At 42.2% G+C, this 21,253-nt stretch carries 23 protein-coding genes; 14 read left to right on the top strand and 9 right to left on the bottom strand.

Features of this window, described 5'->3' with window-relative positions; all coding sequences use genetic code 11:
* The first annotated feature begins 99 nt into the window (after positions 1 to 99).
* The 3 genes from FC83_RS04910 (at position 100) to eno (ending at position 3,450) form a co-directional block, all read left to right on the top strand.
* Positions 100 to 1,311, top strand: coding sequence for a phosphoglycerate kinase (locus tag FC83_RS04910; protein ID WP_035453127.1), 1,212 nt, complete (start codon positions 100 to 102; stop codon positions 1,309 to 1,311).
* Between the two features lie 26 nt (positions 1,312 to 1,337).
* Complete coding sequence (gene tpiA / locus FC83_RS04905) at positions 1,338 to 2,087, top strand: triose-phosphate isomerase (protein WP_035453129.1); 750 nt, start codon at positions 1,338 to 1,340, stop codon at positions 2,085 to 2,087.
* A 70-nt stretch (positions 2,088 to 2,157) separates the two neighbouring features.
* A complete protein-coding gene (gene eno, locus FC83_RS04900; protein WP_035453131.1) occupies positions 2,158 to 3,450 on the top strand; it encodes a phosphopyruvate hydratase in 1,293 nt (430 codons plus the stop codon).
* A 111-nt stretch (positions 3,451 to 3,561) separates the two neighbouring features.
* On the opposite strand, the gene FC83_RS04895 is transcribed toward eno, so the two are convergent.
* The 5 genes from FC83_RS04895 to FC83_RS04875 all read right to left on the bottom strand — a co-directional run bounded on the left by FC83_RS04895 (position 3,562) and on the right by FC83_RS04875 (position 7,835).
* Complete coding sequence (locus FC83_RS04895) at positions 3,562 to 4,548, bottom strand: lipoate--protein ligase (protein WP_035453134.1); 987 nt, start codon at positions 4,546 to 4,548, stop codon at positions 3,562 to 3,564.
* Positions 4,545 to 5,414: a lipoyl synthase gene (gene lipA / locus FC83_RS04890; protein WP_035453136.1), complete on the bottom strand. Its 870-nt coding sequence runs from the start codon at positions 5,412 to 5,414 to the stop codon at positions 4,545 to 4,547. Before lipA ends, FC83_RS04895 begins: the two co-directional genes overlap by 4 nt.
* An 18-nt stretch (positions 5,415 to 5,432) precedes the next feature.
* Positions 5,433 to 5,672 carry a biotin/lipoyl-containing protein gene (locus tag FC83_RS04885; protein ID WP_035453139.1) on the bottom strand — a complete coding sequence of 80 codons (240 nt, stop codon included), beginning with the start codon at positions 5,670 to 5,672 and terminating at the stop codon, positions 5,433 to 5,435.
* Positions 5,673 to 5,781: 109 nt separating this feature from the next.
* The gene (locus FC83_RS04880; RefSeq protein WP_035453141.1) at positions 5,782 to 6,450 is read right to left on the bottom strand and encodes a potassium channel family protein; all 669 of its coding nucleotides are present in this window, start codon (positions 6,448 to 6,450) and stop codon (positions 5,782 to 5,784) included.
* A 35-nt stretch (positions 6,451 to 6,485) separates the two neighbouring features.
* Positions 6,486 to 7,835 carry a TrkH family potassium uptake protein gene (locus tag FC83_RS04875; RefSeq protein ID WP_035453142.1) on the bottom strand — a complete coding sequence of 450 codons (1,350 nt, stop codon included), beginning with the start codon at positions 7,833 to 7,835 and terminating at the stop codon, positions 6,486 to 6,488.
* A gap of 144 nt (positions 7,836 to 7,979) precedes the next feature.
* Here FC83_RS04875 and FC83_RS04870 point away from each other — a divergent pair, with 144 nt between their 5' ends.
* The 6 genes from FC83_RS04870 (at position 7,980) to FC83_RS04845 (ending at position 14,084) form a co-directional block, all read left to right on the top strand.
* On the top strand, positions 7,980 to 9,548 hold the full coding sequence (locus tag FC83_RS04870; RefSeq protein ID WP_057002464.1) for a ClC family H(+)/Cl(-) exchange transporter: 1,569 nt from the start codon (positions 7,980 to 7,982) through the stop codon (positions 9,546 to 9,548).
* A 56-nt stretch (positions 9,549 to 9,604) separates the two neighbouring features.
* On the top strand, positions 9,605 to 9,847 hold the full coding sequence (secG, locus tag FC83_RS04865; RefSeq protein ID WP_035453145.1) for a preprotein translocase subunit SecG: 243 nt from the start codon (positions 9,605 to 9,607) through the stop codon (positions 9,845 to 9,847).
* Between the two features lie 81 nt (positions 9,848 to 9,928).
* Complete coding sequence (locus FC83_RS04860; RefSeq protein WP_035453147.1) at positions 9,929 to 10,690, top strand: alpha/beta hydrolase; 762 nt, start codon at positions 9,929 to 9,931, stop codon at positions 10,688 to 10,690.
* A complete protein-coding gene (rnr, locus tag FC83_RS04855) occupies positions 10,687 to 12,936 on the top strand; it encodes a ribonuclease R (RefSeq protein ID WP_082622561.1) in 2,250 nt (749 codons plus the stop codon). Before FC83_RS04860 ends, rnr begins: the two co-directional genes overlap by 4 nt.
* 16 nt (positions 12,937 to 12,952) lie before the next feature.
* Entirely contained in the window at positions 12,953 to 13,429 is a 477-nt protein-coding gene (smpB, locus tag FC83_RS04850; RefSeq protein ID WP_035453150.1) for an SsrA-binding protein SmpB, read from the top strand.
* 154 nt (positions 13,430 to 13,583) lie between these two features.
* Complete coding sequence (locus FC83_RS04845) at positions 13,584 to 14,084, top strand: hypothetical protein (protein WP_156405563.1); 501 nt, start codon at positions 13,584 to 13,586, stop codon at positions 14,082 to 14,084.
* Between the two features lie 280 nt (positions 14,085 to 14,364).
* On the opposite strand, the gene FC83_RS04840 is transcribed toward FC83_RS04845, so the two are convergent.
* Both FC83_RS04840 and FC83_RS04835 read right to left on the bottom strand, forming a co-directional pair.
* The gene (locus FC83_RS04840; protein ID WP_052004675.1) at positions 14,365 to 14,889 is read right to left on the bottom strand and encodes an LURP-one-related/scramblase family protein; all 525 of its coding nucleotides are present in this window, start codon (positions 14,887 to 14,889) and stop codon (positions 14,365 to 14,367) included.
* Positions 14,890 to 14,907: 18 nt separating this feature from the next.
* Positions 14,908 to 15,777, bottom strand: coding sequence for a Cof-type HAD-IIB family hydrolase (locus FC83_RS04835; RefSeq protein WP_035453157.1), 870 nt, complete (start codon positions 15,775 to 15,777; stop codon positions 14,908 to 14,910).
* A 142-nt stretch (positions 15,778 to 15,919) separates the two neighbouring features.
* On the opposite strand from FC83_RS04835, the gene FC83_RS04830 reads away from it, so the two are divergent.
* From FC83_RS04830 to FC83_RS04815, 4 genes are all read left to right on the top strand, one after another.
* A complete protein-coding gene (locus FC83_RS04830; protein ID WP_035453272.1) occupies positions 15,920 to 16,606 on the top strand; it encodes a uracil-DNA glycosylase in 687 nt (228 codons plus the stop codon).
* 76 nt (positions 16,607 to 16,682) lie between these two features.
* The gene (pta, locus tag FC83_RS04825) at positions 16,683 to 17,660 is read left to right on the top strand and encodes a phosphate acetyltransferase (protein WP_035453160.1); all 978 of its coding nucleotides are present in this window, start codon (positions 16,683 to 16,685) and stop codon (positions 17,658 to 17,660) included.
* Positions 17,661 to 17,764: 104 nt separating this feature from the next.
* Positions 17,765 to 18,238: a tRNA (adenosine(37)-N6)-threonylcarbamoyltransferase complex ATPase subunit type 1 TsaE gene (gene tsaE, locus FC83_RS04820; protein ID WP_057002460.1), complete on the top strand. Its 474-nt coding sequence runs from the start codon at positions 17,765 to 17,767 to the stop codon at positions 18,236 to 18,238.
* Positions 18,222 to 18,746 (top strand): GNAT family N-acetyltransferase, encoded by a 525-nt coding sequence (locus FC83_RS04815; protein WP_035453163.1) that lies wholly within the window; start codon positions 18,222 to 18,224, stop codon positions 18,744 to 18,746. The genes tsaE and FC83_RS04815 overlap by 17 nt, the downstream gene beginning before the upstream one ends.
* Here the strand turns inward: FC83_RS04815 and FC83_RS04810 are convergent.
* Together FC83_RS04810 and FC83_RS04805 are read right to left on the bottom strand one after the other, a co-directional pair.
* Positions 18,743 to 19,276 (bottom strand): 3'-5' exonuclease, encoded by a 534-nt coding sequence (locus tag FC83_RS04810; RefSeq protein WP_035453166.1) that lies wholly within the window; start codon positions 19,274 to 19,276, stop codon positions 18,743 to 18,745. The genes FC83_RS04815 and FC83_RS04810 overlap by 4 nt on opposite strands.
* Before the next feature lie 10 nt (positions 19,277 to 19,286).
* Positions 19,287 to 20,048, bottom strand: a complete 762-nt coding sequence (locus tag FC83_RS04805; RefSeq protein ID WP_057002459.1) for an exodeoxyribonuclease III — start codon at positions 20,046 to 20,048, stop codon at positions 19,287 to 19,289.
* Between the two features lie 187 nt (positions 20,049 to 20,235).
* On the opposite strand from FC83_RS04805, the gene murB reads away from it, so the two are divergent.
* Complete coding sequence (gene murB, locus FC83_RS04800; RefSeq protein ID WP_081763089.1) at positions 20,236 to 21,147, top strand: UDP-N-acetylmuramate dehydrogenase; 912 nt, start codon at positions 20,236 to 20,238, stop codon at positions 21,145 to 21,147.
* Positions 21,148 to 21,253: the final 106 nt, after the last annotated feature.

Raw genomic sequence — 21,253 nt, 5'->3', positions numbered from 1 at the left:
GTTGGGTTTAACCTTCAGACTATTGGCGCTTAGGGACACACTCCCGCATACTTATATGGTATTTCAAAAGGGTTATTTATAACTCAGGAGGTTATTATTTTGGCTAAACTTACAGTTCAAGATGTTGATGTTAAAGACAAAAAAGTTTTAATCCGTGTCGACTTCAATGTCCCTATTAAAAATGGTGTGATTGGCAATGACAACCGTATCGTTGCCGCATTACCAACTATCAAATACGTCATCGAACATGGCGGCAAAGCAATTCTTTTGTCTCACTTAGGTCGGGTCAAGAGTGATGCTGATAAGAAGGAATTATCATTACGGCCAGTTGCTGAACGTCTTTCTGAATTATTGAGCAAACCAGTTGAATTCGTACCAGTTAATGAAGGCAAAGAATTAGAAGATGCCATCAATAACATGAGCGATGGCCAAGTTATCTTAATGGAAAATACGCGTTTCCAAGATATCGATAATGACTTTGGCAAACGTGAAAGTAAAAACGATCCTAAGTTAGGTCAATATTGGGCTTCTTTAGGCGATGTTTACATTAACGATGCCTTTGGGACTGCGCACCGTTCCCATGCTTCTAACGTTGGTATTTCAACTGCTATGAAAGCTGCTGGCAAACCTGCTGCAGCTGGTTTCCTAATGGAAAAAGAAATCAAGTTCTTAGGCAATGCCGTAGACAATCCAGTTCATCCTTTCGTAACCATCTTAGGTGGTGCCAAGGTTTCTGATAAGATTGGTGTCATTGACAACTTAATTCCAAAGTCTGATTACATCTTAATCGGTGGTGGCATGGCTTACACATTCTTAGCCGCTCAAGGCCACAAGATTGGTAAATCATTATTCGAAGCTGACAAGGTTGATTTAGCTAAAGAATTACTAGCTAAAGCCGGCGACAAGCTGATCTTACCAGTTGATAACGTTGCTGCAGCAGAATTTTCTAATGATGCCAAGCACGAAATCGTTGGCCAAGATATTCCTGATGGCGAAATGGGCTTAGATATCGGTCCTAAGACAATTGCTTTATTTGAAGATAAATTAAAAGGTGCCAAGACTGTTGTTTGGAACGGTCCTATGGGCGCATTTGAAATGAGCAACTTTGCTAAGGGTACTTTAGAAATTGGTAAGGACTTAGGCAAATTAGAAGGTGCCACAACTATTATTGGTGGTGGGGATTCTGCGGCCGCTGCGCAACAATTAGGTATTGCAGACCAAATCACCCATATCTCTACAGGTGGCGGTGCTTCACTTGAATACCTTGAAGGTAAGGAATTACCTGGTATTGCTTCAATTTCTGACAAATAATCTATTCTTGAAGGGAAGTTATTTCTTTGCGTAAACCAATTATCGCTGGTAACTGGAAAATGAACATGAACCCCACTGAAACTCGGGAATTTGTCGAGGGCGTTAAAGGTCAATTATCCGACACTGTTGAAGCTGTCATTGCAGCGCCAGCATTGGATTTAACTACATTGATCGATGCTGCTAAAGGCTCTGCCTTAGCACCTGCTGCCCAAGATGCTTCAGAATTTGACGCTGGTGCATACACTGGTCAAAACAGTCCTAAAGTTTTAAAAGAAATCGGCACAAAATATGTTATTTTAGGCCATTCTGAAAGACGTCAATATCAACACGAAACTGATGCTGAAGTCAATGCCAAAGCTAAGGCTTTGTTCCGCAATGATCTTTTGCCAATTATCTGTGTTGGTGAAACTTTGGAACAACGTGAAGCAGGCCAAACTGAAGACTTCGTGGCAACACAAGTTGAAGGTGCTTTAACTGGCTTAACCGCTGAACAAGTTAAAAATACAGTGATTGCCTATGAACCAATCTGGGCTATCGGTACTGGCAAAACTGCTTCTGCTGAACAAGCGCAAGCCGTTTGTGCCCATATCCGGGCTACAGTTGCTAAATTGTATGATCAAGGTACTTCTGATGCTTTGCGCATTCAATATGGTGGTTCTATGAAGCCTGCTAACGTCAAAGAATTAATGGCACAACCTGATATCGACGGCGGCTTAGTCGGCGGTGCCAGCTTGAAAGCTGACTCATTCTTAGAATTAGTACATTATAACGATTAATCACTTGTTTGGTTATTGTTATGATTAATGTCGTTGCTATTAAATAAAAAACTAAAGGAGCGTTATATTTATGTCTGTAATTACTGATGTATTAGGTCGCGAAGTCTTGGATTCTCGTGGCAACCCTACTGTTGAAGTTGAAGTCTATACTGAATTAGGTGGCTTTGGTCGTGCCATTGTCCCTTCTGGTGCTTCTACTGGTGAACATGAAGCCGTTGAATTACGTGATGGCGACAAGAATCGTTTTGGCGGCAAAGGTGTTTTAAAAGCCGTTGCTAACGTTAATGATGTTATCTCTAAAGAAGTTATCGGTATGGATGCAACAGATCAACGTGCTTTAGACCAAGCTATGATCGCTTTAGATGGCACACCTAACAAAGGTAAATTAGGTGCTAACGCTATCTTAGGTGTTTCCTTAGCTGCTGCTCGTGCTGCTGCTGACGAATTAGGCTTACCTTTGTATGAATACTTAGGCGGCCCTAATGCCCACGTATTACCAACACCAATGATGAACGTTATCAATGGTGGTGCTCATGCTAACAACAACGTTGACTTCCAAGAATTCATGATCATGCCTGTTGGCGCAAAATCAGTTCATGAAGCTATCCGGATGGGTTCTGAAACTTTCCATGCTTTACAAGCATTGTTGAAAGAAAAAGGTTACTCTACTGCCGTTGGTGACGAAGGTGGTTTCGCACCTGACTTGAAGAACAACGAAGAACCATTTGAAATCTTAGTTGAAGCTATTACCCGGGCCGGCTACAAACCTGGCGACGATATCTCAATTGCCTTTGACTGTGCTTCTTCTGAATTCTATAACACAGACACACATAACTATGAATTAAAGGGTGATGGCAAGAACTATACTGCCGCTGAATTCACTGACCTATTGGAAGGCTTAGTTGCTAAATATCCAATCGTTTCTATCGAAGATCCTTTGGATGAAAACGAATGGGACGACTGGAAAGCTTTGACTGCGCAATTAGGTAAAAAAGTACAAATCGTTGGTGACGATTTATTCGTAACTAACACTGAATACTTGAAGAAAGGTATCGACATGGGCGTTGCCAATGCTATCTTAATCAAGGTTAACCAAATTGGGACATTGACTGAAACTTTTGAAGCCATCGAAATGGCTAAAGAAGCTGGCTACACTGCAATTGTCTCTCACCGTTCTGGCGAAACTGAAGATACAACGATTGCTGATTTGGTTGTTGCAACTAACGCTGGCCAAATCAAGACTGGTTCTATGAGCCGGACTGATCGGATTGCTAAGTATAACCAATTAATGAGAATTGAAGAACAATTAGAAGGCGCTGCTGAATACAAGGGTATCCACAGCTTCTATAACTTAGGTAAATAATTGTTCTGCCAAGATGAGTTTGTAACAACTGTCAAACTTTTCTAGGGCAATCTATACAAAAACCCGTTTAAACCAGGTAAAAATGGTTTAGACGGGTTTTTGTATAGATTATTATGAAAACAACAGCGCTAATAAATCATCAGCGCTAATGCCTAAAATAGGCTGTTGTTGCAATTGCTGTATTAAGATAGGTCGAACTTGATCTGGCCGGAAGGGGCGACCTAGCAAACTCTTTGCCAGTAAATATTGATCAATACTGCTGAAGAAATCACCAGATAAATGTAACTCCGTCAAGATACCGTGTTTCACCGTAAGGTCAAATTTTACCAAGCCACCGCCTTTAAAATAATGTTTTTTTGAAAGCTCAGTGGTGGGGGTGTGGCCGTAAATAAATTGCGAGTTTTGAAATTTATCTTTTGCGATAACCTTGATTCGGGCCAAGTCTGTTGGCGTCAATTGATATGTCCGCAGATTGGTCACAGTTGCTAAGACATGTTGTTGCAGGTCAGCCGCAAAATCTTGATTGGTGAGGTCTGGGCGAATGGTTTGAATGTTAATGGTGCGCTCTAAGATAGACGCAATATGTTTGGAACGTAGTTTTAGATTGTCCACATGCAAGGCATCATACATTTGCTCTAAGTTTGTATTAAATAACAAACTACCGTGATGGACAGTGAAGCCGTTATGCTTATATTGGGCGCTACCGGAAATCTTGCGGTCATTGACGGTTAAGTCATTGCGGCTGGTAGCAATCGCTGGAATCTGCATTTGATTTAAAGCTGTGGCGATTGTGTTAATGTAGGCTTTAAAATCGATCATTTGCTGGGTATCTGGCTGGATGAAGGTAAATTGATAGCCGCCTTCATCCGTGTAAATGGTCCCGCCACCGGAATAGCGGCGGACCACATTGATATGATGCTGGCGAATATATTCTAAATTCAGTTCTGCTAAAGCGTCTTGGTATTTTCCCAACATGACAGTAGGGGTAGTGGACCAGAGCAAAAACACGGGTTCAGAGAAACGCTTTTCAGAAGCTAAATAGTATTCCAAAGCAAAGTTATGATAAATATCGAGGGTGTCGACCGGAATATAAATCATTTACCGTCAACTGCTTCCAGTTCTTCTTTGGCTTTATAGGAGCTACGAACCAATGGTGAGCTGGCAACAAATTTAAAGCCCTTAGCCATGGCCACCTGATAATATGCTTGATAACGCGCCATTGGGACCCATTCCCGTAGTTGATAGTGCTTTTTTGAAGGTTGGACATACTGACCGATTGTTAAGAAGTCCACATCGATTGCTCTTAAGTCATCCATCAATTGATAAACTTCAGGGTCCGTTTCACCTAAGCCTAACATAATCCCGGTTTTAACAAATGTTGTCTTAGGGGCATGGGCTTTCACATATTGCAACACCTTTAAAGAGGTGTCATAAGTTGCCCGACTGCGGACTTTAGGTGTTAAACTACGGACAGTTTCCATATTATGGTTAAACACATCAGGTTTGGCCGCAATGACTTGATCTAATAATTCAGTCCGACCTTGAAAGTCTGGTGTCAAGACTTCAATTGAAGTGTTTGGGTTTAACCTGCGAATTTCCTTGATGACGTTTACAAATTGGGTGGCACCCAGGTCTGGTAAATCATCACGATCCACACTGGTAACGACCACGTGTTTCAAGCCCAATTTCTGGGTGGCTTGGGCAACTCGCAAAGGTTCTAATAGGTCAATTGGCGCGGTTTTACCATGGGGGACATCACAAAAGCGGCAAGCCCGAGTACAGTTTGGACCCATAATCATAAAAGAAGCCGTGCCGCTGCCAAAGCAATCTCCCAAATTAGGGCAATTGGCCTCAGCACAAACTGTATTCAATTGTAAACCGTCCAATAAGTGATTCATGCGATCAACTTTAGTTTGATCGTAGGTTACTTTGAGCCATTGTGGTTTTGTCTTTGTGTCAGCCATATCTATGTCCTCTTCTCCTTAGTTAACTTCGATTGTTGCAACCAGGTCGCCGACTTTAGTTGAATCGCCTTCAGCAACTTTTTGTTCTTTTAAGACACCGTCTTCTTGACTTTGTACTTCGCTAATGACCTTGTCGGTTTCGACTTCAAACAAAATGTCACCAGTTTTAACGGTATCACCAGGTTCTTTGAGCCAAGAACCGAAAAAGTATTCATCGGATTTCGGGCTTAATTTCGGCATATGAACTTCTTTTAACATCGTTAACACTTCCATTTAAGTATTTTGTACCTGTACCGAATAATATAACACTAAAAAAGTTTAAAAAAAGAGCGCTTCCCAAAAATTAGGGAAACGCCTAATGCCTTGATTATTGTGTATTTTGTAACGTGTCATCTAAGGATTCGACACTTTGAACCGGCCCCACCACCGTTAAAATATCTTCAAGATAAATCATATCGGTGGGTTTGGGGGAGATGTTGGCCTTGTCTTTATGATGGATGGCGATCACGTTCAGGTCAAAACGCTTTCTTAAATCTAATTCCTCCAGGCTTTTATTAGCAAATTTAGGATCAGAAATAGCGATTTCAGCCAGGGTATACTTCGCATCTAAATCAATGAAACTTAAAATATGTTTGGATAATAATTTTCGCACGATACTTTGGCCCATATCCCGTTCCGGGAAGACCACCCGATCAGCACCCACACGCTTTAAAACGCGCCCATGGGCTTGGGTCTCAGCTTTAGCAATGACATTTTTAGCTCCAAGTTCTTTAACGAGTAACGTGGTCATAATGCTAGCTTCCATATTATTGCCAATCCCAATGATGACGTAATCAAAGGTATCAATATTTAAGCCTCGCAGCACCTCTTCTTCTTGCGTGTCAGCAATCATCGATTGGGTGGCCACGTCCATAAGGGCGTTGACCCGTTCTTCGCTAACGTCCACAGCTAAAACATCTTGATGGGTTTCATACAGGGTCCGGACCACGCTTTCCCCAAAGCGACCCAGGCCTAATACAGCAAAACTTTTTTTCATAAATACTTTCTCCTTGCAAGTGGTGTTTGAATAAGTTAACCAATTAAGACATTTTCTTTAGGATAACGAATTGAATTTAATTTTGTTTGTCGATTAAGTAGGGCATACATCGAGGTGAAGATACCTACTCGGCCAACGAACATTAATAACATAATAATGATTTTGCCTAGGACTGATAGATGCGCCGTTAGACCTAGACTTAACCCAACGGTCCCAAAGGCAGATAATACTTCAAACAAAATGTATTCCATCCCCGAATTCTTCGGGATCGATTCGGTTTGGGTCAATACCAAAGTGGCAATGGCGATGATGGCACTGGCTAAGAAGACCAGTAGCAAAGCCCGGTTGATATTGTTTTGACTAAAACGCCGATGGGCAAATTCCACATCTTTTTTGCCCCGCAGTTGCGCGATACTCTGTAAAACTAGCAATCCAAAAGTAGTGGTCTTGATCCCGCCGGCAGTTGATCCTGGGGTGCCACCCACAAACATCAGTAACATGATCAAGAAAATACTACCAGCTTGTAAAGATGATGTAGAGATCGTGGTCAGACCCGCAGTCCGGGGGGTGACGCTTAAGAATAAGGTATTCATGAGGCGATTGCCCCAGGAAGTGACTTGGCTTAAAGCTTGAAGATTGCGTTCCGTCAATAATAGCAACAAAAAGCCAACCACAAACAAACTAAAAGTGGTGACTAAGGTTAGTTTAGAGTTTAAACTGAGACGTTTGCGCTTAGGATACAGTAAAATATCCCGCCAAACTAAGAAACCTAAGCCCCCAGCAATAATTAACAGCATGGTAATTGTTAACACATAAGGATCATCGCGAAAGCCCGCTAAACTATTGCCAAAGATATCAAAACCAGCGTTACAAAAAGACATGACCGCATGGAAGATAGCTGCATAAAGACCATGGTGCCAACCAAATTTTGGAATAAAGTCCACTGCTAATAGCGCAGCCCCCACTAATTGAACCATGCCCGATAAGGCTATCACATATTGCATGACACTTTTCGTATCTGTGAGATTCTCTAGGTTTAAGGATTCTTTGACCATGAGTTGGGTGGATAAATCTAAATTTCGGCGGATAATGTTAAACAACAATACCGCAAAGGTCATATAGCCTAAAGCACCAATTTCACTCATGGTTAAAATGATCAACTGGCCAAACAATGTCCAGTGGGTGGCGGTATTTGCCACCGTCAAACCGGTGATGCAGGTGGCTGAAGTCGCTGTAAAGAGGACATCAATAAAATTGGTTTTGCCCGTATGCGTGGCAATGGGTAGACTTAATAAAATGGTGCCAATGGTAATGATCAAGATGAACCCAAAAGTCATGCGCTGGGGGAGTGTTCTGAGAAATTGATGTTCTGTTAATTTTTTCATAGTAATGTCCTTGTTGTTGAATTTCAAAAACTTTCCTAATTAAGCTTATCAGAGCCCACTGGAAAAGCAAGCGTCATTAACTACTATTCATGTTGTATAATAAAGTTGGAAAGTAAGTAAATTGAGGGCAAAACGTTGAAGGTTATGAAAACATATTTTAATTTTGAAAAACTAACTTATATTTGGCGCGGTTGTTTGATTGGCTTAGCGGCAGGGGTGGTCACAGCGGCCTTCCGCTATTTGATTGGGCAGGCAGTCACCTTTGTCCAGGCTTTGTTTCAAATCGTTAAACAAGGCCAGTTTCTTCTATTAATACCCATTGCCGTTGGGCTTATTATTATTGGGGTGATTGTCGGGGTATTATTGCGGCAACAGCCAGCAATATCTGGCTCGGGGATTCCCCAAGTTGAGGCCCAGTTAGAAGATGAACTGGCCTATAATTGGTGGGCGGTCCTTTGGCGTAAGTTTGTGGGGGGCGTTTTGGCCATTGGCCCCGGTCTTGGTTTGGGTCGCGAAGGGCCTTCGATTCAATTGGGGGCTGCGGCTGGTCAGGGGCTGGCCCAGGCTTATGGCGCTAAAGGGGCAGACCGGCGGATCATGATTGCTGCTGGGGCTGCCGGTGGACTATCGGCAGCTTTTAATGCCCCCATGGCGGGGACAATGTTTGTGCTGGAAGAAATTTATCATACCTTTTCTTATCCCGTTTGGATCACGTCTTTAACCAGTGCTGTGGCGGCTAATTTTGTTGCGTTATATGTCTTTGGCTTACAGCCAGTTTTGCATTTGAATTATCAAGCATCCCTACCGATCAGTCAGTACTGGCAATTAGCTGTTTTAGGGATAGTTTTAGGTCTTTTGGGCCGTTTTTATCAAGTTTGTTTGTTAAACCAGGGAAAATTTTTCCGCTACTTCAAAAAATTACCCCGATCGTTTCATGGACTTATTCCGCTGTTGACGGTGATTCCGTTGGGATTATGGCACCCAGAATGGTTAGGCGGGGGTAATGGCATCGTTTTGAGTTTTAACACGCCACAATTCTCAATTCGTATCTTGGTCTTATTATTTATCGTGCGGTTTATTTTCTCGATGCTATCTTATGGTTCGGGGTTACCTGGGGGCATTTTCTTACCTATCTTATCCTTGGGGGCAATTATTGGGGCCACTTACGGGGCCGTGATGGTGCATTTAGGATTATTGGCACCGGTTTATTGGTATAATTTAGTAATTTTTGCCATGGCCGGTTATTTTGCCGCCATTGGGAAAGCACCCTTTACCGCCGTATTATTGATCACGGAGATGGTGGGATCTTTACAACACTTAATGCCTTTAGCCTTTTTATGTTTAATTGCCTATGTGAGCAATGATATGTTAAATGGACAACCAATTTATACTGCGTTAAAGGATCGCCTACGGGTAGCTCAATTGGTGGGCAATGGCCACCTAGATGAAATTCAGGTGCCAGTTTTAGAGATTCCTGGGGCCAGTGCTTTTCAAGTCCACAGCTTGGATTGGCCGTCAGAGAGCTTGTTGATCAGTATTCAAAGAGGTGAGCGTCGGGTGATCCCCCATGGCAATACCATCATTCGGCCCGGTGATATTTTAATTTTATTGGTACCAAATGGACAAGTTGGGCATTATAAAGCACTGATAACTACTCGGCTGGGCCGACTTTACGAAAAGATTGCCAGGGATACAACTAGCAATGATACTTAATTTATGCTACTATTCTATAGTGAGATTTTTTAACGGAGCGATTTGGAGGTTTTATCTTGTATAACGTTATTCAAACATTACTGATTATTGACTGCATTTTGATCGTGATTGCTGTCATGTTACAACCGACTAAGCAACAAGATGCCCTCAGTGCCTTATCTGGTGGCGGTAATGAATTGCAAACTGGATCTACTAAAAAGCGTGGCTTTGAAGCATTTATGGTCAAAGTTACATGGGTGCTAGGTATTTTATTCTTTGTATTTTCACTTATCTTAGTATACTTATCTTCCCACAAATAACGTGATTTTAGATTAGGCCGGAACGAAAAGTATTTCGTTGCCGGCTTTTTATGGATATGGGTTCTAATGGAGGTTAGATGTTTGCAGTACAAAATGCCAAAACCGTTATATTTTGATGCTGGTCCAATCGGCGTGGTCTTACTCCATGCTTATAGCGGCACATCTGCTGATCACCATATGTTGGGCCGTTTTTTAGAACGACATGGCGATAGCGTATATATCCCACAATTCAGTGGGCATGCTACCTTTGATCCTTTGGATATCTTAACGCAGGGCGGTCCTAACCAATGGTGGACCGACACATTAGCGGCTGTGCGCTATATTGCTGCCAAACATAAACAGCCCCTGTATGTATTTGGCTTATCCATGGGGGGGATTTTTGCCACCAAGGCGATTTTAACGTTAGATTCTGTGGTAGCCGGAGGTGTTTTCAGTTCACCGGTGATCCCCCAAGCAGAGAACAACGTTTATCCCAATTTTTTGAAATATGCCCAGCAGGTTTATAAGTATACAGATTTAACGTCGACCCAAGTGGCCGCTAAAATGGCTCAAATTAAAGTTTTACTACCCAAGCAGTTGGATGAAATCCACCAGTTTGCCGGAGCGTTTACGGCGGATTTAAGTCAAATTAAAAAACCATTTTTCATTGCTCAAAGTGGGGCTGATGAAATGATTAGTGCTTCAGGGGCTTACGATTTACGGCAAGCTTTGGTACAAGCACCAGTAGATTTTCACTGGTATGAAGGGGCGAGTCATGTATTAACGGTTGGTCCCGCCCACAAACAATTACAAACAGATGTATTAAACTTTATTCAAAAAACAAGTAAAGAGGTGTCAGTTTGACTCAGGCAGAACGATTACAAACCGAAGTTTTAACAGTTTTTCAAAATCATCCCGATCGTAAATTTACCGTTCAAGAGGTTAACGATCAATTAGAACTTAAGGGCGCTAGTGCATTTAAACGGGTTGTGAAGGCCATCGCCGAATTAGAAGGGGCTGGTCGCATTCAAATTAGTAATAAGGGTAAATTTAAATTGACAGAACAAAAAGCGACAATTTCAGGAATTTTTCACGCCAACGAACGGGGATTTGGGTTTGTATCGATTCCCGATTCAGATGATCCAGATATCTTTATCCCTAAAGAAGCCAAACACACTGCTATTAACGGGGATGAAGTTGAAGCTCAAATCGTTAGAGATGGGGACCCCTGGAAAAATAGAGGACCTGAAGGTAAAATCATTAACATCCTTAATCGAGCAGTGACCACCATGGTGGGGGATTTTAAGCAATATTCGGATGTTGAAGTCCAAAAAACTGGTTTTGTGGGTTATATTCAAAGCCGGGAAAAGAAGTTAAGTGGCATTCCGGTCTTTTTATCTGATAAAGGTTTACATCCCCAAATGGGCGATATTGTCCTGGCTGACATTACCGATTACCCATCTGAAGATCGTCCTGGCCAAATGCGCGGCATCGCCGTCAAAATCATCGGGAACCAAAATGATCCCGGTGTAGATATTGAAAGTCAAGTATACGCCCATGGGTTACACATTGACTTTCCGCAAGAAGCCTTGAATCAAGCCAATGCTATTCCAGATCATGTGAATCCCGAAGATAAAGAAGGCCGTCGGGACATCACAGATCAACAAGTGATTACCATTGATGGGGATGACTCTAAAGACTTTGACGATGCTGTTGTAGCTTGGAAAATGGCTAATGGGCACTATCACTTAGGGGTGCATATTGCCGATGTCAGCCATTACGTGACTGAAAACTCACCATTGGATCAAGAAGCTTACGATCGGGGTACCAGTGTGTACTTAGCTGATCGGGTAGTGCCAATGATCCCATTTAGGCTATCAAATGGGATTTGTTCTTTGAATCCTGATGAAGAGCGGCTGGCCATGTCTTGTGATATGGAAATTGATGACCGGGGTAAGATCCACCATGCTGATATTTACCCAAGTGTGATTAAATCCCATGCTCGGATGACTTATAACAACGTGAATAAGATTTTGAATCATGAAGATCCTGAATTAGAAGCTAAATATGCCGACTTAGTACCCATGCTAGAATTGATGGCTGAGTTACACCATATTTTATTTGATATGCGCCATCGCCGCGGTGCCATTGATTTCGAAGATGCCGAAGCCCACATTATTGTGGACGAGAACTCCCATCCAATCGATATCGTGTTACGGGAACGGGGCACTTCTGAACGAATGATCGAATCCTTTATGCTGGCCGCTAACGAAACAGTTGCGGAAACTTGGTATAAAAAAGACGTGCCATTCCTTTACCGGGTCCATGAAACACCTGATGAAGAAAAGGTTAAGAACTTCTTCGAATTTGTGTCTGCCTTTGGGATCGCTGGCGTGGGGAATGCCAAGGATGTCAAACCGTTAATGTTGCAAAATGTCTTGAGCAAGGTTAAAGATACACCTGAAGAATCCGTGGTCAATATTATGTTGTTACGGAGTATGAAACAAGCTCACTATTCAGATGAATTATTAGGTCACTTTGGGATTGGGGCGCAATATTATACCCATTTCACATCCCCAATTCGCCGTTATCCTGATTTAATGGTCCATCGTTTGATTCATAGCTATTTAAGTAATGGCACCGGCGAAAAAGTCCAAAGTCATTGGCATGATATTTTGCCGGACGTGGCCCAACAAACGTCGATTCAAGAGCGTAAAGCTGTTGACACCGAACGGGACGTGGACGATTTACTCAAAGCCCAATACATGGAAGACCGTGTGGGTGAACAATTCAATGCCGTGGTCAGTTCTGTGACCAGTTTTGGGATGTTTGTGGCTTTAGAGAATACCGTCGAAGGCTTAGTTCACATATCCACGATGGCTGATGACTACTATGCTTATAACGAGCGGAGTATGACCTTAATTGGGGAACATACCCATAAAATGTACAAAATTGGTCAACCTATTCGGGTTGAGTTGATGCGTGCCGACGTGAAGCAGCGGCAATTGGATTTTGAAATCGTCCTTTCTGATGAAGAAAAGAAGAATGCTGTTAAAAAGCCGCAAAGAAAACCCCAAAGAGGACCTCGAAACAATAATCGTAAAAAATAAGCGAGGTGTATGATTGATGGCCAAACGTAAAAATAAGCCGAAATCAGCCAATCAACTGGCTAATAATCCTAAAGCAAGACACGATTATAATATTTCAGACACCTTCGAAGCTGGCATTGCCTTAACCGGGACTGAAATCAAATCAGTTCGGGCCGGTAAAATTAATTTAAAAGATGGTTTTGCCCGGGTGCGTGGTGGTGAAGTTTGGCTGGAAAATGTGCATATCAGCCCCTATAAAGAGGGTAACCAGTTTAACCATGATCCTTTGCGTAATCGTAAGTTATTACTGCATAAGCGCGAAATTGCCAAACTAGCTGGTATTGCGCAAGATAAAGGAATCACGATCGTGCCGTTAAAGGTCTATTTGAAGCATGGCTTTGCGAAGGTCTTGATTGGCATTGGTCAAGGTAAAAAGAATTATGACAAGCGGGAAACCTTAAAACGTAAGGAACAAGATCGTGAAATGGCCCGCGCCATGAAGCAAAGATATTAGGTTATTAAAATATTAATCACGCCAGTAAATGACAAAATGTGTAATTTTTTAAAATTTTGTCATTTTTTTTGTACTCAAAATTCTGTTACGCTATATTATTTCATGTTAATGAAACCAAATATAGGAGGAATAGATTGCATTGCAGGTTAATATTATGAAGCGTTATATTGAGGACACCTTGGCACAGTACTTGACCACACATACGGTGGACAAATTACGGGTATGCGATATTATAGCAGTTACTGGCGTCAGTCGCAGTGGTTTTTATCGGTTATATCCCATGGGTGTTAATGAACTTTGTTATAGTGTGGTGATGGGCGTCCTTAAACTGGAACAGCAAGAATTTAAAGATTGGCAGGCTGCCATGGACTTTGTGATCACAGAAATTGAAACGAAACCACGGTTATTTTTAAATATTTATCGCTTGTCTTTGGTAATTCAGGAGAATCTATTTTTAAAAAAGGCCTTTTTAGATTTTGTATGTACATATTTTAATCAGGACCCTTTCTTTAAACCCATCCAACCGGCACACTTAGCTTTTTTTGCAGATGCTTTGCGTTGGCAGATCAGCGAGTGGCTGGCCCATGATCTCAGCGAACCTGGGGTGAAAATTCGTGCCAGATTAGGGGCCTTCGCTTTACTACAGCCTTGCTGAATTGGCACAATATCTCAATTTTGGTTCAAATTGGCATAAAACCTTAAAATTATTTATTTAAACTGCCTCATGATGGTATATAGTATTTTTGTTGGGTGATTGATATTTATCAAATCCATAGCAAAAATAATAAATAATTGAATGTTGGGTAAAACGGCGGTTATTGACAACAAAGCTTATGATTTGATAAATGGCACCCAACGATGAAACAGAAAAGTAACTCATGAAACGGAAAAGCGACTTTGGACAATTAAGCCAAAGTCGCTTTTTTTGCAATATTTTAGTCATTCCACAATAAACCGCCAGTCACGATTGGGGATTTAGCGTGATGCTTTTTAGTGTTCCGAGACCATAAGTCCAAGACCATGGCAATGAGGATACAAATGGGGGCCACATCCGGGTCATGGATGACTAACTCGCGGGCCATGGCGCCATCTGATAGCATCACGGTGTCGACTTGAAAAATCAATTGACCACCAGCAAAAGCTTGATAGTGATTATCCAAGAGATCCCCCATCAATAACCATCTTAAGTCACTTACAAAAATAAATTGATGCCAAACCCCGATCAGCCGTTTTAAGGAGCCAACCGTTTGTTTATCAATGATAATATCAAAACGGGGTAATAGTCCTGGTGTCACTTGTTTAATTTCACCAATGACCTCACCTGATAGCTGAAATAAGGTGAAACTATCATTGAGCAAACCTTGGCGGCCACTGACATAATAAACCGGTTTTTTGTTGCGATCATAAACTAAAGCAATGTGTTTTAGGTCGGTTGTTTGTTTCTTGATATATAATTCCATAACCTCACCAGACTATTTCTAGATTTTACCATCTAAAGCCCATTGAATTGCTTTGGCAACCCCATCTTTGGTATTGTAATCGGTGGTTTTATCAGCCACTGCCAAGATGTCCGGTACGGCATTAGCCATGGCCACACCAACCCCAGCCATTTTGATCATGGACATATCGTTGATGTTATCGCCAATGGCCATCACTTCTGACATGTCAACACCCTTAAATTGCGCATAGCGCTTTAAGGCCATACCCTTTTGCGCGTTGATATCATTGATTTCGATATTGTTATCTGAAGATGAAGAAACTGCCAAATTGCCTAAAGCTGCTAGTTGCACTTTAGCGTCATCAAAGGCTTTTTTACCCCGCTTATCAAAGGCAATGATTTTATAAACATTGGTTTTGGGGTCAGCCAGTAAAGCGTCATAAGAAGTGACGTATTTGATGTTCATTAATTCCAAGCGGGCCGCTGCTAAAGCGACGGCAATCTTATAAGGTTGATCAGGATTTAAAACGACTAATAAGTCAGCGACATTTTGAATGCGGCGAACTTTACTGTCGGATACCGTGCCATCATCGGTGTAAAGTTCAAAATAAAAGTCGCCAGCTTTTAAAATTTTGACAATTTTTGCGGCCCGAGTTTGGGGAATAGGGATGCTGACAACTTCTTTGCCGGTTTTATCAATAACTAAAGCACCATTTAAAGTGATAAATTCCGTTTCAAGGTTATGTGTTGTAATCAGCGGTTTAGCTTCGGCAATACCGCGGCCCGTGGCCACCATAAAGTCAATACCAGCTGCTTGCGCTGCTTTGATAGCATCCGCATTTTTTTGGGAAACTTCCATACGGTTATTTAGTAAAGTTGCATCCATATCTGAGGCAATAATTTTAATCAAAATATGTTCCTCCAGTAGTCGTAATCTACCCTAAGTTTAGCATACTATCGGCATTTTTGGGCAGTTTTTGAAATAGCCGATTGATTTTTAACGTCAGTGCTGGCCTATGCTATAATTTGGAATTAAAGGAGGTTATTTAATGATGAAAACCTTGATCCATAATGATTGGCAGGAGGTATTAGGTCCTGAGTTTAATAAAAGTTACTATCAAGAATTACATAATTACTTGAAACGCGAGTATGCTACCAAGACCATTTATCCGGATATGTATCATATTTTTCAAGCTTTTGAATGGACACCATTTATGAAAGTTAAAGTGGTTATTTTAGGGCAAGATCCCTACCATGGTCCCAACCAAGCCCATGGTTTGAGCTTTTCAGTGCTGCCCGGCAATAAGGTCCCACCATCTTTGGTGAATATCTATAAAGAATTACAAAGTGATTTGGGCTATCCGCCGGTACATCACGGCTACTTGAAGCATTGGGCCGATCAAGGGGTATTATTGCTGAACTCTGTGTTGACAGTTGAAGATGGACATGCCTATTCTCATCGGGGCAAGGGTTGGGAGCAGTTGACGGATACAGCGATTCAAAAATTATCTCAAAAGGGCGGCGTTGTCTTTATTTTATGGGGCAATGCGGCCAAAGCCAAAAGTAAATTGATTGATACCACGCAAAATGCCATTATCACCGCACCCCATCCCAGCCCGCTATCGGCTTACAATGGCTTCTTTGGTTCCAAGCCTTTTTCTAAGGCGAATCGTTTATTGGAGAACTTTGGCGAAGCGCCGATTGATTGGCAGCTGCCGGAAAACCCAGAAGAAGTGTAACAGGACTTCACAAATTCATTGAAACAGTGTATGATGGTGTCTGATAACGTTTACATACGAATTGGAGGACTGTCCCATGGATTTATTTGATAGTTTGAAACAGAAAATTGCCGGCAAAGATTTGACCATTGTTTTCCCAGAAGGTTATGAACCTAGAATTATTGGTGCTGCTGCTCGGTTAAACGCCGATGGTGTATTAAACCCAATTTTATTAGGACAACCAGCTAAAATTGAAAGTATTGCTCATGATAATGGCTTTAGCTTAAAAGACGTCCAAATTATCGACCCAGCAACTTATTCTGAATATGATCAAATGGTTGACGCTTTTGTAGAACGGCGTAAAGGTAAAGCAACCAAAGCGCAAGCCACAGAAATGTTACGGGACAATAATTATTTTGGGACCATGTTAGTTTATTTAGATAAAGCTAATGGGATGGTTTCTGGTGCCATTCATTCCACGGGTGATACTGTTCGCCCAGCACTGCAAATTATTAAGACAAGACCTGGTGTTAGTCGGACTAGTGGCGCCTTTATTATGCAACGGGGTCGGGATAACGAACGTTACTTATTCTCTGATTGCGCCATCAATATTGATCCAAATGCCCAGGAGTTAGCCGAAATTGCCGTTGAATCTGCGAAAACAGCCAAGCTCTTTGATATCGACCCTAAAGTCGCTTTGTTGAGCTTTTCAACCAAGGGTTCAGCTAAGGCTGATCAAGTTACCAAAGTGGCTGAAGCAACCAAAATTGCCCAAGAATTGGCACCTGAGTTTGACATTGACGGGGAGTTACAATTTGATGCCGCATTTGTACCGGTTGTTGCCCAACAAAAAGCACCAGATTCAAAAGTCGCTGGTAAAGCCACTGTCTTTGTATTCCCAGAATTGCAATCCGGGAATATCGGCTATAAGATTGCCCAACGTTTCGGCAATTTCGAAGCCATTGGCCCTATCTTGCAAGGTTTAAACAAACCAATTTCTGATTTATCTCGGGGTTCTAATGAAGAAGACGTTTATAAATTGTCTATCATTACGGCTGCCCAAGCATTAAACTAATTTTTAACAACTGATTGTCAGCGAGTCCGCCAACGAACTTAGTTTGGGGGACTCGCTTTTTTTGCTATAATGGGTTTAATTCTAAAAAGAGATGTGATCAAAATATGCAAACAAATGATGCGGCACAAACCATCACCCTGGGGGCCAAATTAGGACAGTTATTAAAACCCGGGGATGTGATTTTATTAAACGGGGACTTGGGTGCCGGCAAAACCACTTTCACCAAGGGCATTGCTAAAGCCCTGGGCATCAGACGGCCCGTGAAGTCGCCAACCTTTACCCTGATCCGGGAATACAAAGAAGGCACATATCCTTTGTATCATATGGATATGTATCGCTTGGAAAACGGGGGCAGTGATGAATTAGGTCTTGAGGAATATTTTGAGGGTCAAGGGATCGTCATTGTGGAATGGAGCCAATTTATTCAAGATGAATTACCGTTAGATTATTTGGTCATCGCTATTCACAAAGATCCGGATAACGATGATATTCGCCAGATTGAATTTCAACCAAAAGGTCAGCACTATCAACAAATTGTCCAACAACTGGAGGCTGATTACCATGACCCAAGCGACTGAGCTGATTATCCGCGAAGCAATTCCAGATGATGCTGCCAATTTGTTGGCTTATTTGCAACAGGTTCAAAGTGAATCTGAGTTGTTACTCATTACCGCTGAAGATTACGGCCAAAGTGAGACCTACCAGGCCAATGCCTTGGCCGATATTTATGATAGTCCCAACAACACGTTGTTACTAGCGCTACTGGGGGATGAAATTGTGGGGATGTTACGCCTGTCAGCAGAATCTGATCCCCATATTCAACATATCGGTGAAATCGGTATTTCGGTGTTAAAAGCCCACTGGGGTCAGCGCATTGGCACCTATCTTCTGGCCGACGGGGTCCAGTGGGCCAAGGACACCCAAATTTTAAAACGCTTAGAATTAACCGTCCAAGCGCGTAATCAAAGAGCCATCAACCTCTATCAAAAAATAGGTTTTGATAAAGAAGGTCAGATGGCTCGCGGTTTTTATGATTCAGCGGTGGGTTATTTAGATGTCTGGCTCATGGGCTATTTAATTGATTAGATTAATTGTACCAGTGGTTTGAGTTGGTCCGGGCCGAATTGTTGGCTTTGTTTGATCAGGATTTCCGCACAGGCAATGCTGTCCGCCAAGGCATTATGATGGTGTTTTAAATCAATTTTCAACGCACTGGAGACGGTGTTGAGCTTGTGATTGGGAAACTCCGGGTAAAAACGGCGGCTGGTTTTTAGGGTGTCGATGGCCAGATAATGGGGCACGACGATGTCATAGTGGGTCAATGTGGCCCGCAAGACATTGATATCAAAGCGGGCATTATGGGCTGCCACCAAATGCTCTGAATCATATAACGGTGCAATATGGGGCCAGACTTCAGCAAAGGTGGGGGCGTTGGCCACATCTTTGGCGGTAATGCCGTTAATTTGGGTATTTTTGTGATTGAAATAGGTTTTAGGATTGATTAGGGTGTAAAAAGAATCTTGAATCTGGTCATCACGAACGACCACTAAGGCTAAAGAACAAGCACTTTGTGGGGTGAAGTTGGCCGTTTCAAAATCCATGGCAACGAAATTCATAGCAATCTCCTTAATTCAAGTCGGCAATATCTAATTCAATGGGGCAATGATCGGAACCGTAAATATCTGTTAGAATTTTAGCATCTTTTAATTTGGGTTGTAAATCTTTTGAGGTGCAAAAGTAATCGATTCGCCAACCAGCATTGTTTTTGCGGGCATTGAAGCGGTAGCTCCACCAAGAATAAACACCAGTCTTATCGGGATAAAAATGGCGAAAAGTATCGATAAAGCCGCTATCTAGCAGTGCTGTGAATTTTTCACGTTCTTCATCGGAAAAACCAGCATTGTGATGATTGGTTTTATCGTTTTTCAGGTCAATGGCTTCGTGGGCGACATTTAAGTCACCGCAAAAGATAACTGATTTTTCCTGACTTAAGCGATCCACATAATCTCGAAAAGCATCATCCCAAGTCATGCGATAATCCAAGCGCTTGAGCTCACTTTGTGAATTGGGTGTGTAACAAGTGATCATATAAAAATTGGGATATTCTAAGGTAATGACCCGACCTTCGGTATCATGTTCTGGGATGCCTAAGCCGTAAGTGACATTATCTGGTTGATGCTTGGTAAAAATAGCCGTACCAGAGTAGCCTTTACGCTGGGCGTAGTTGAAATAGGTATGATACCCTGGCAAGTCTAAGTCCACTTGGCCGGCCTGCATCTTAGTTTCTTGCAAGCAAAAGAAGTCGGCATCTAAGGCTTCAAAAGTTGCCATGAAGTCTTTTTTTAAGATGGCCCGCAAGCCATTAACGTTCCAAGATATTAATTTCATAAAAGTTGAACCTCCTAGATAACTCTGGTTACTAGTTTACAAGAAATATGGCCGGTTACAAGCTATAAGTTTGTTCAAGTCAAATTCCCATGGCAACTTGTGTCTTTTTTTGTTAAAATTTATAGTAACGTGTTATTATTTTGGTGCCACAGTTGGCAGTTTTTGTGCGAAAGGAACGGCGACAAATTTGATTGAACAATTAACGGACTCAGACATTAAAATTAAATATCATGAGCCATTAAGCAAGTACACTTTTACCAAGACTGGTGGCCCAGCGGATATGGTGGCTTTTCCCAAGGATAAGGCGGAATTGGTCACTTTATTGCAATTCGCCAAAGCCAAAGCATTACCGTTGACGTTTATCGGTAATGCCAGTAATTTAATCGTTCAAGATGGCGGGGTGCGGGGCCTAACCATCATTACCACGGCCATGCGCCAAATCACGGTCCAAGAAACCACTATCACCGCCCAGGCCGGAGCTGCTATTATTGATGTGGCTAAAGCAGCACTAGCGGCCGGTTTGACTGGCTTGGAATTTGCAGCTGGCATTCCCGGCAGCATCGGTGGGGCTGTTTATATGAATGCTGGGGCTTATGATGGGGAAGTCTCTGATGTGGCCCAATCCTATGATTACTTGACCGCTGCTGGTGAGTTAGTGACTTTATCCGGCGCACAAATGGGTTTTGCTTATCGGCACAGTGCCATTCAAGAAAACCATGGTCTGGTGATCGCAGCCACATTTCAACTAAAGCTCGGAGACAAAGCAGCTATTAAAGCCAAGATGTCAGAATTTAATGCCCGACGTGCGGCCAAACAACCCCTGGAATTTCCATCATGTGGCAGTGTTTTTAAACGGCCTAAGGGTCATTTTGTGGGGCCGTTGATTCAAGAAGCAGGCTTACAAGGCAAAATTATTGGTGGGGCTCAAATCTCCATGAAGCATGCCGGTTTTATCGTCAATATTAACCAGGCGACCGCTACAGATTATATGGCAATGATCCGCTTGATCCAGAAAACGGTTTTTGATAAGTTTAAGATTCATTTAGAACCAGAAGTTCGCATCATTGGCGCAGCAGCAACCAAAACGCCGACCAAATAATAAGCTATCGCAAAGCTAGTGTTTTTGTGGCTAGACTTGCGATAGCTTTTTTAATGGCCGTGACTTTGGGAACGACGTATTTTAGTTTATAATATTTAAGGACGTC

This window comes from Agrilactobacillus composti DSM 18527 = JCM 14202 (genome assembly GCF_001436375.1).
GTDB classification, from domain to species: Bacteria; Bacillota; Bacilli; order Lactobacillales; family Lactobacillaceae; genus Agrilactobacillus; species Agrilactobacillus composti.
This window is presented reverse-complemented; position numbering and strand designations above follow the sequence as displayed.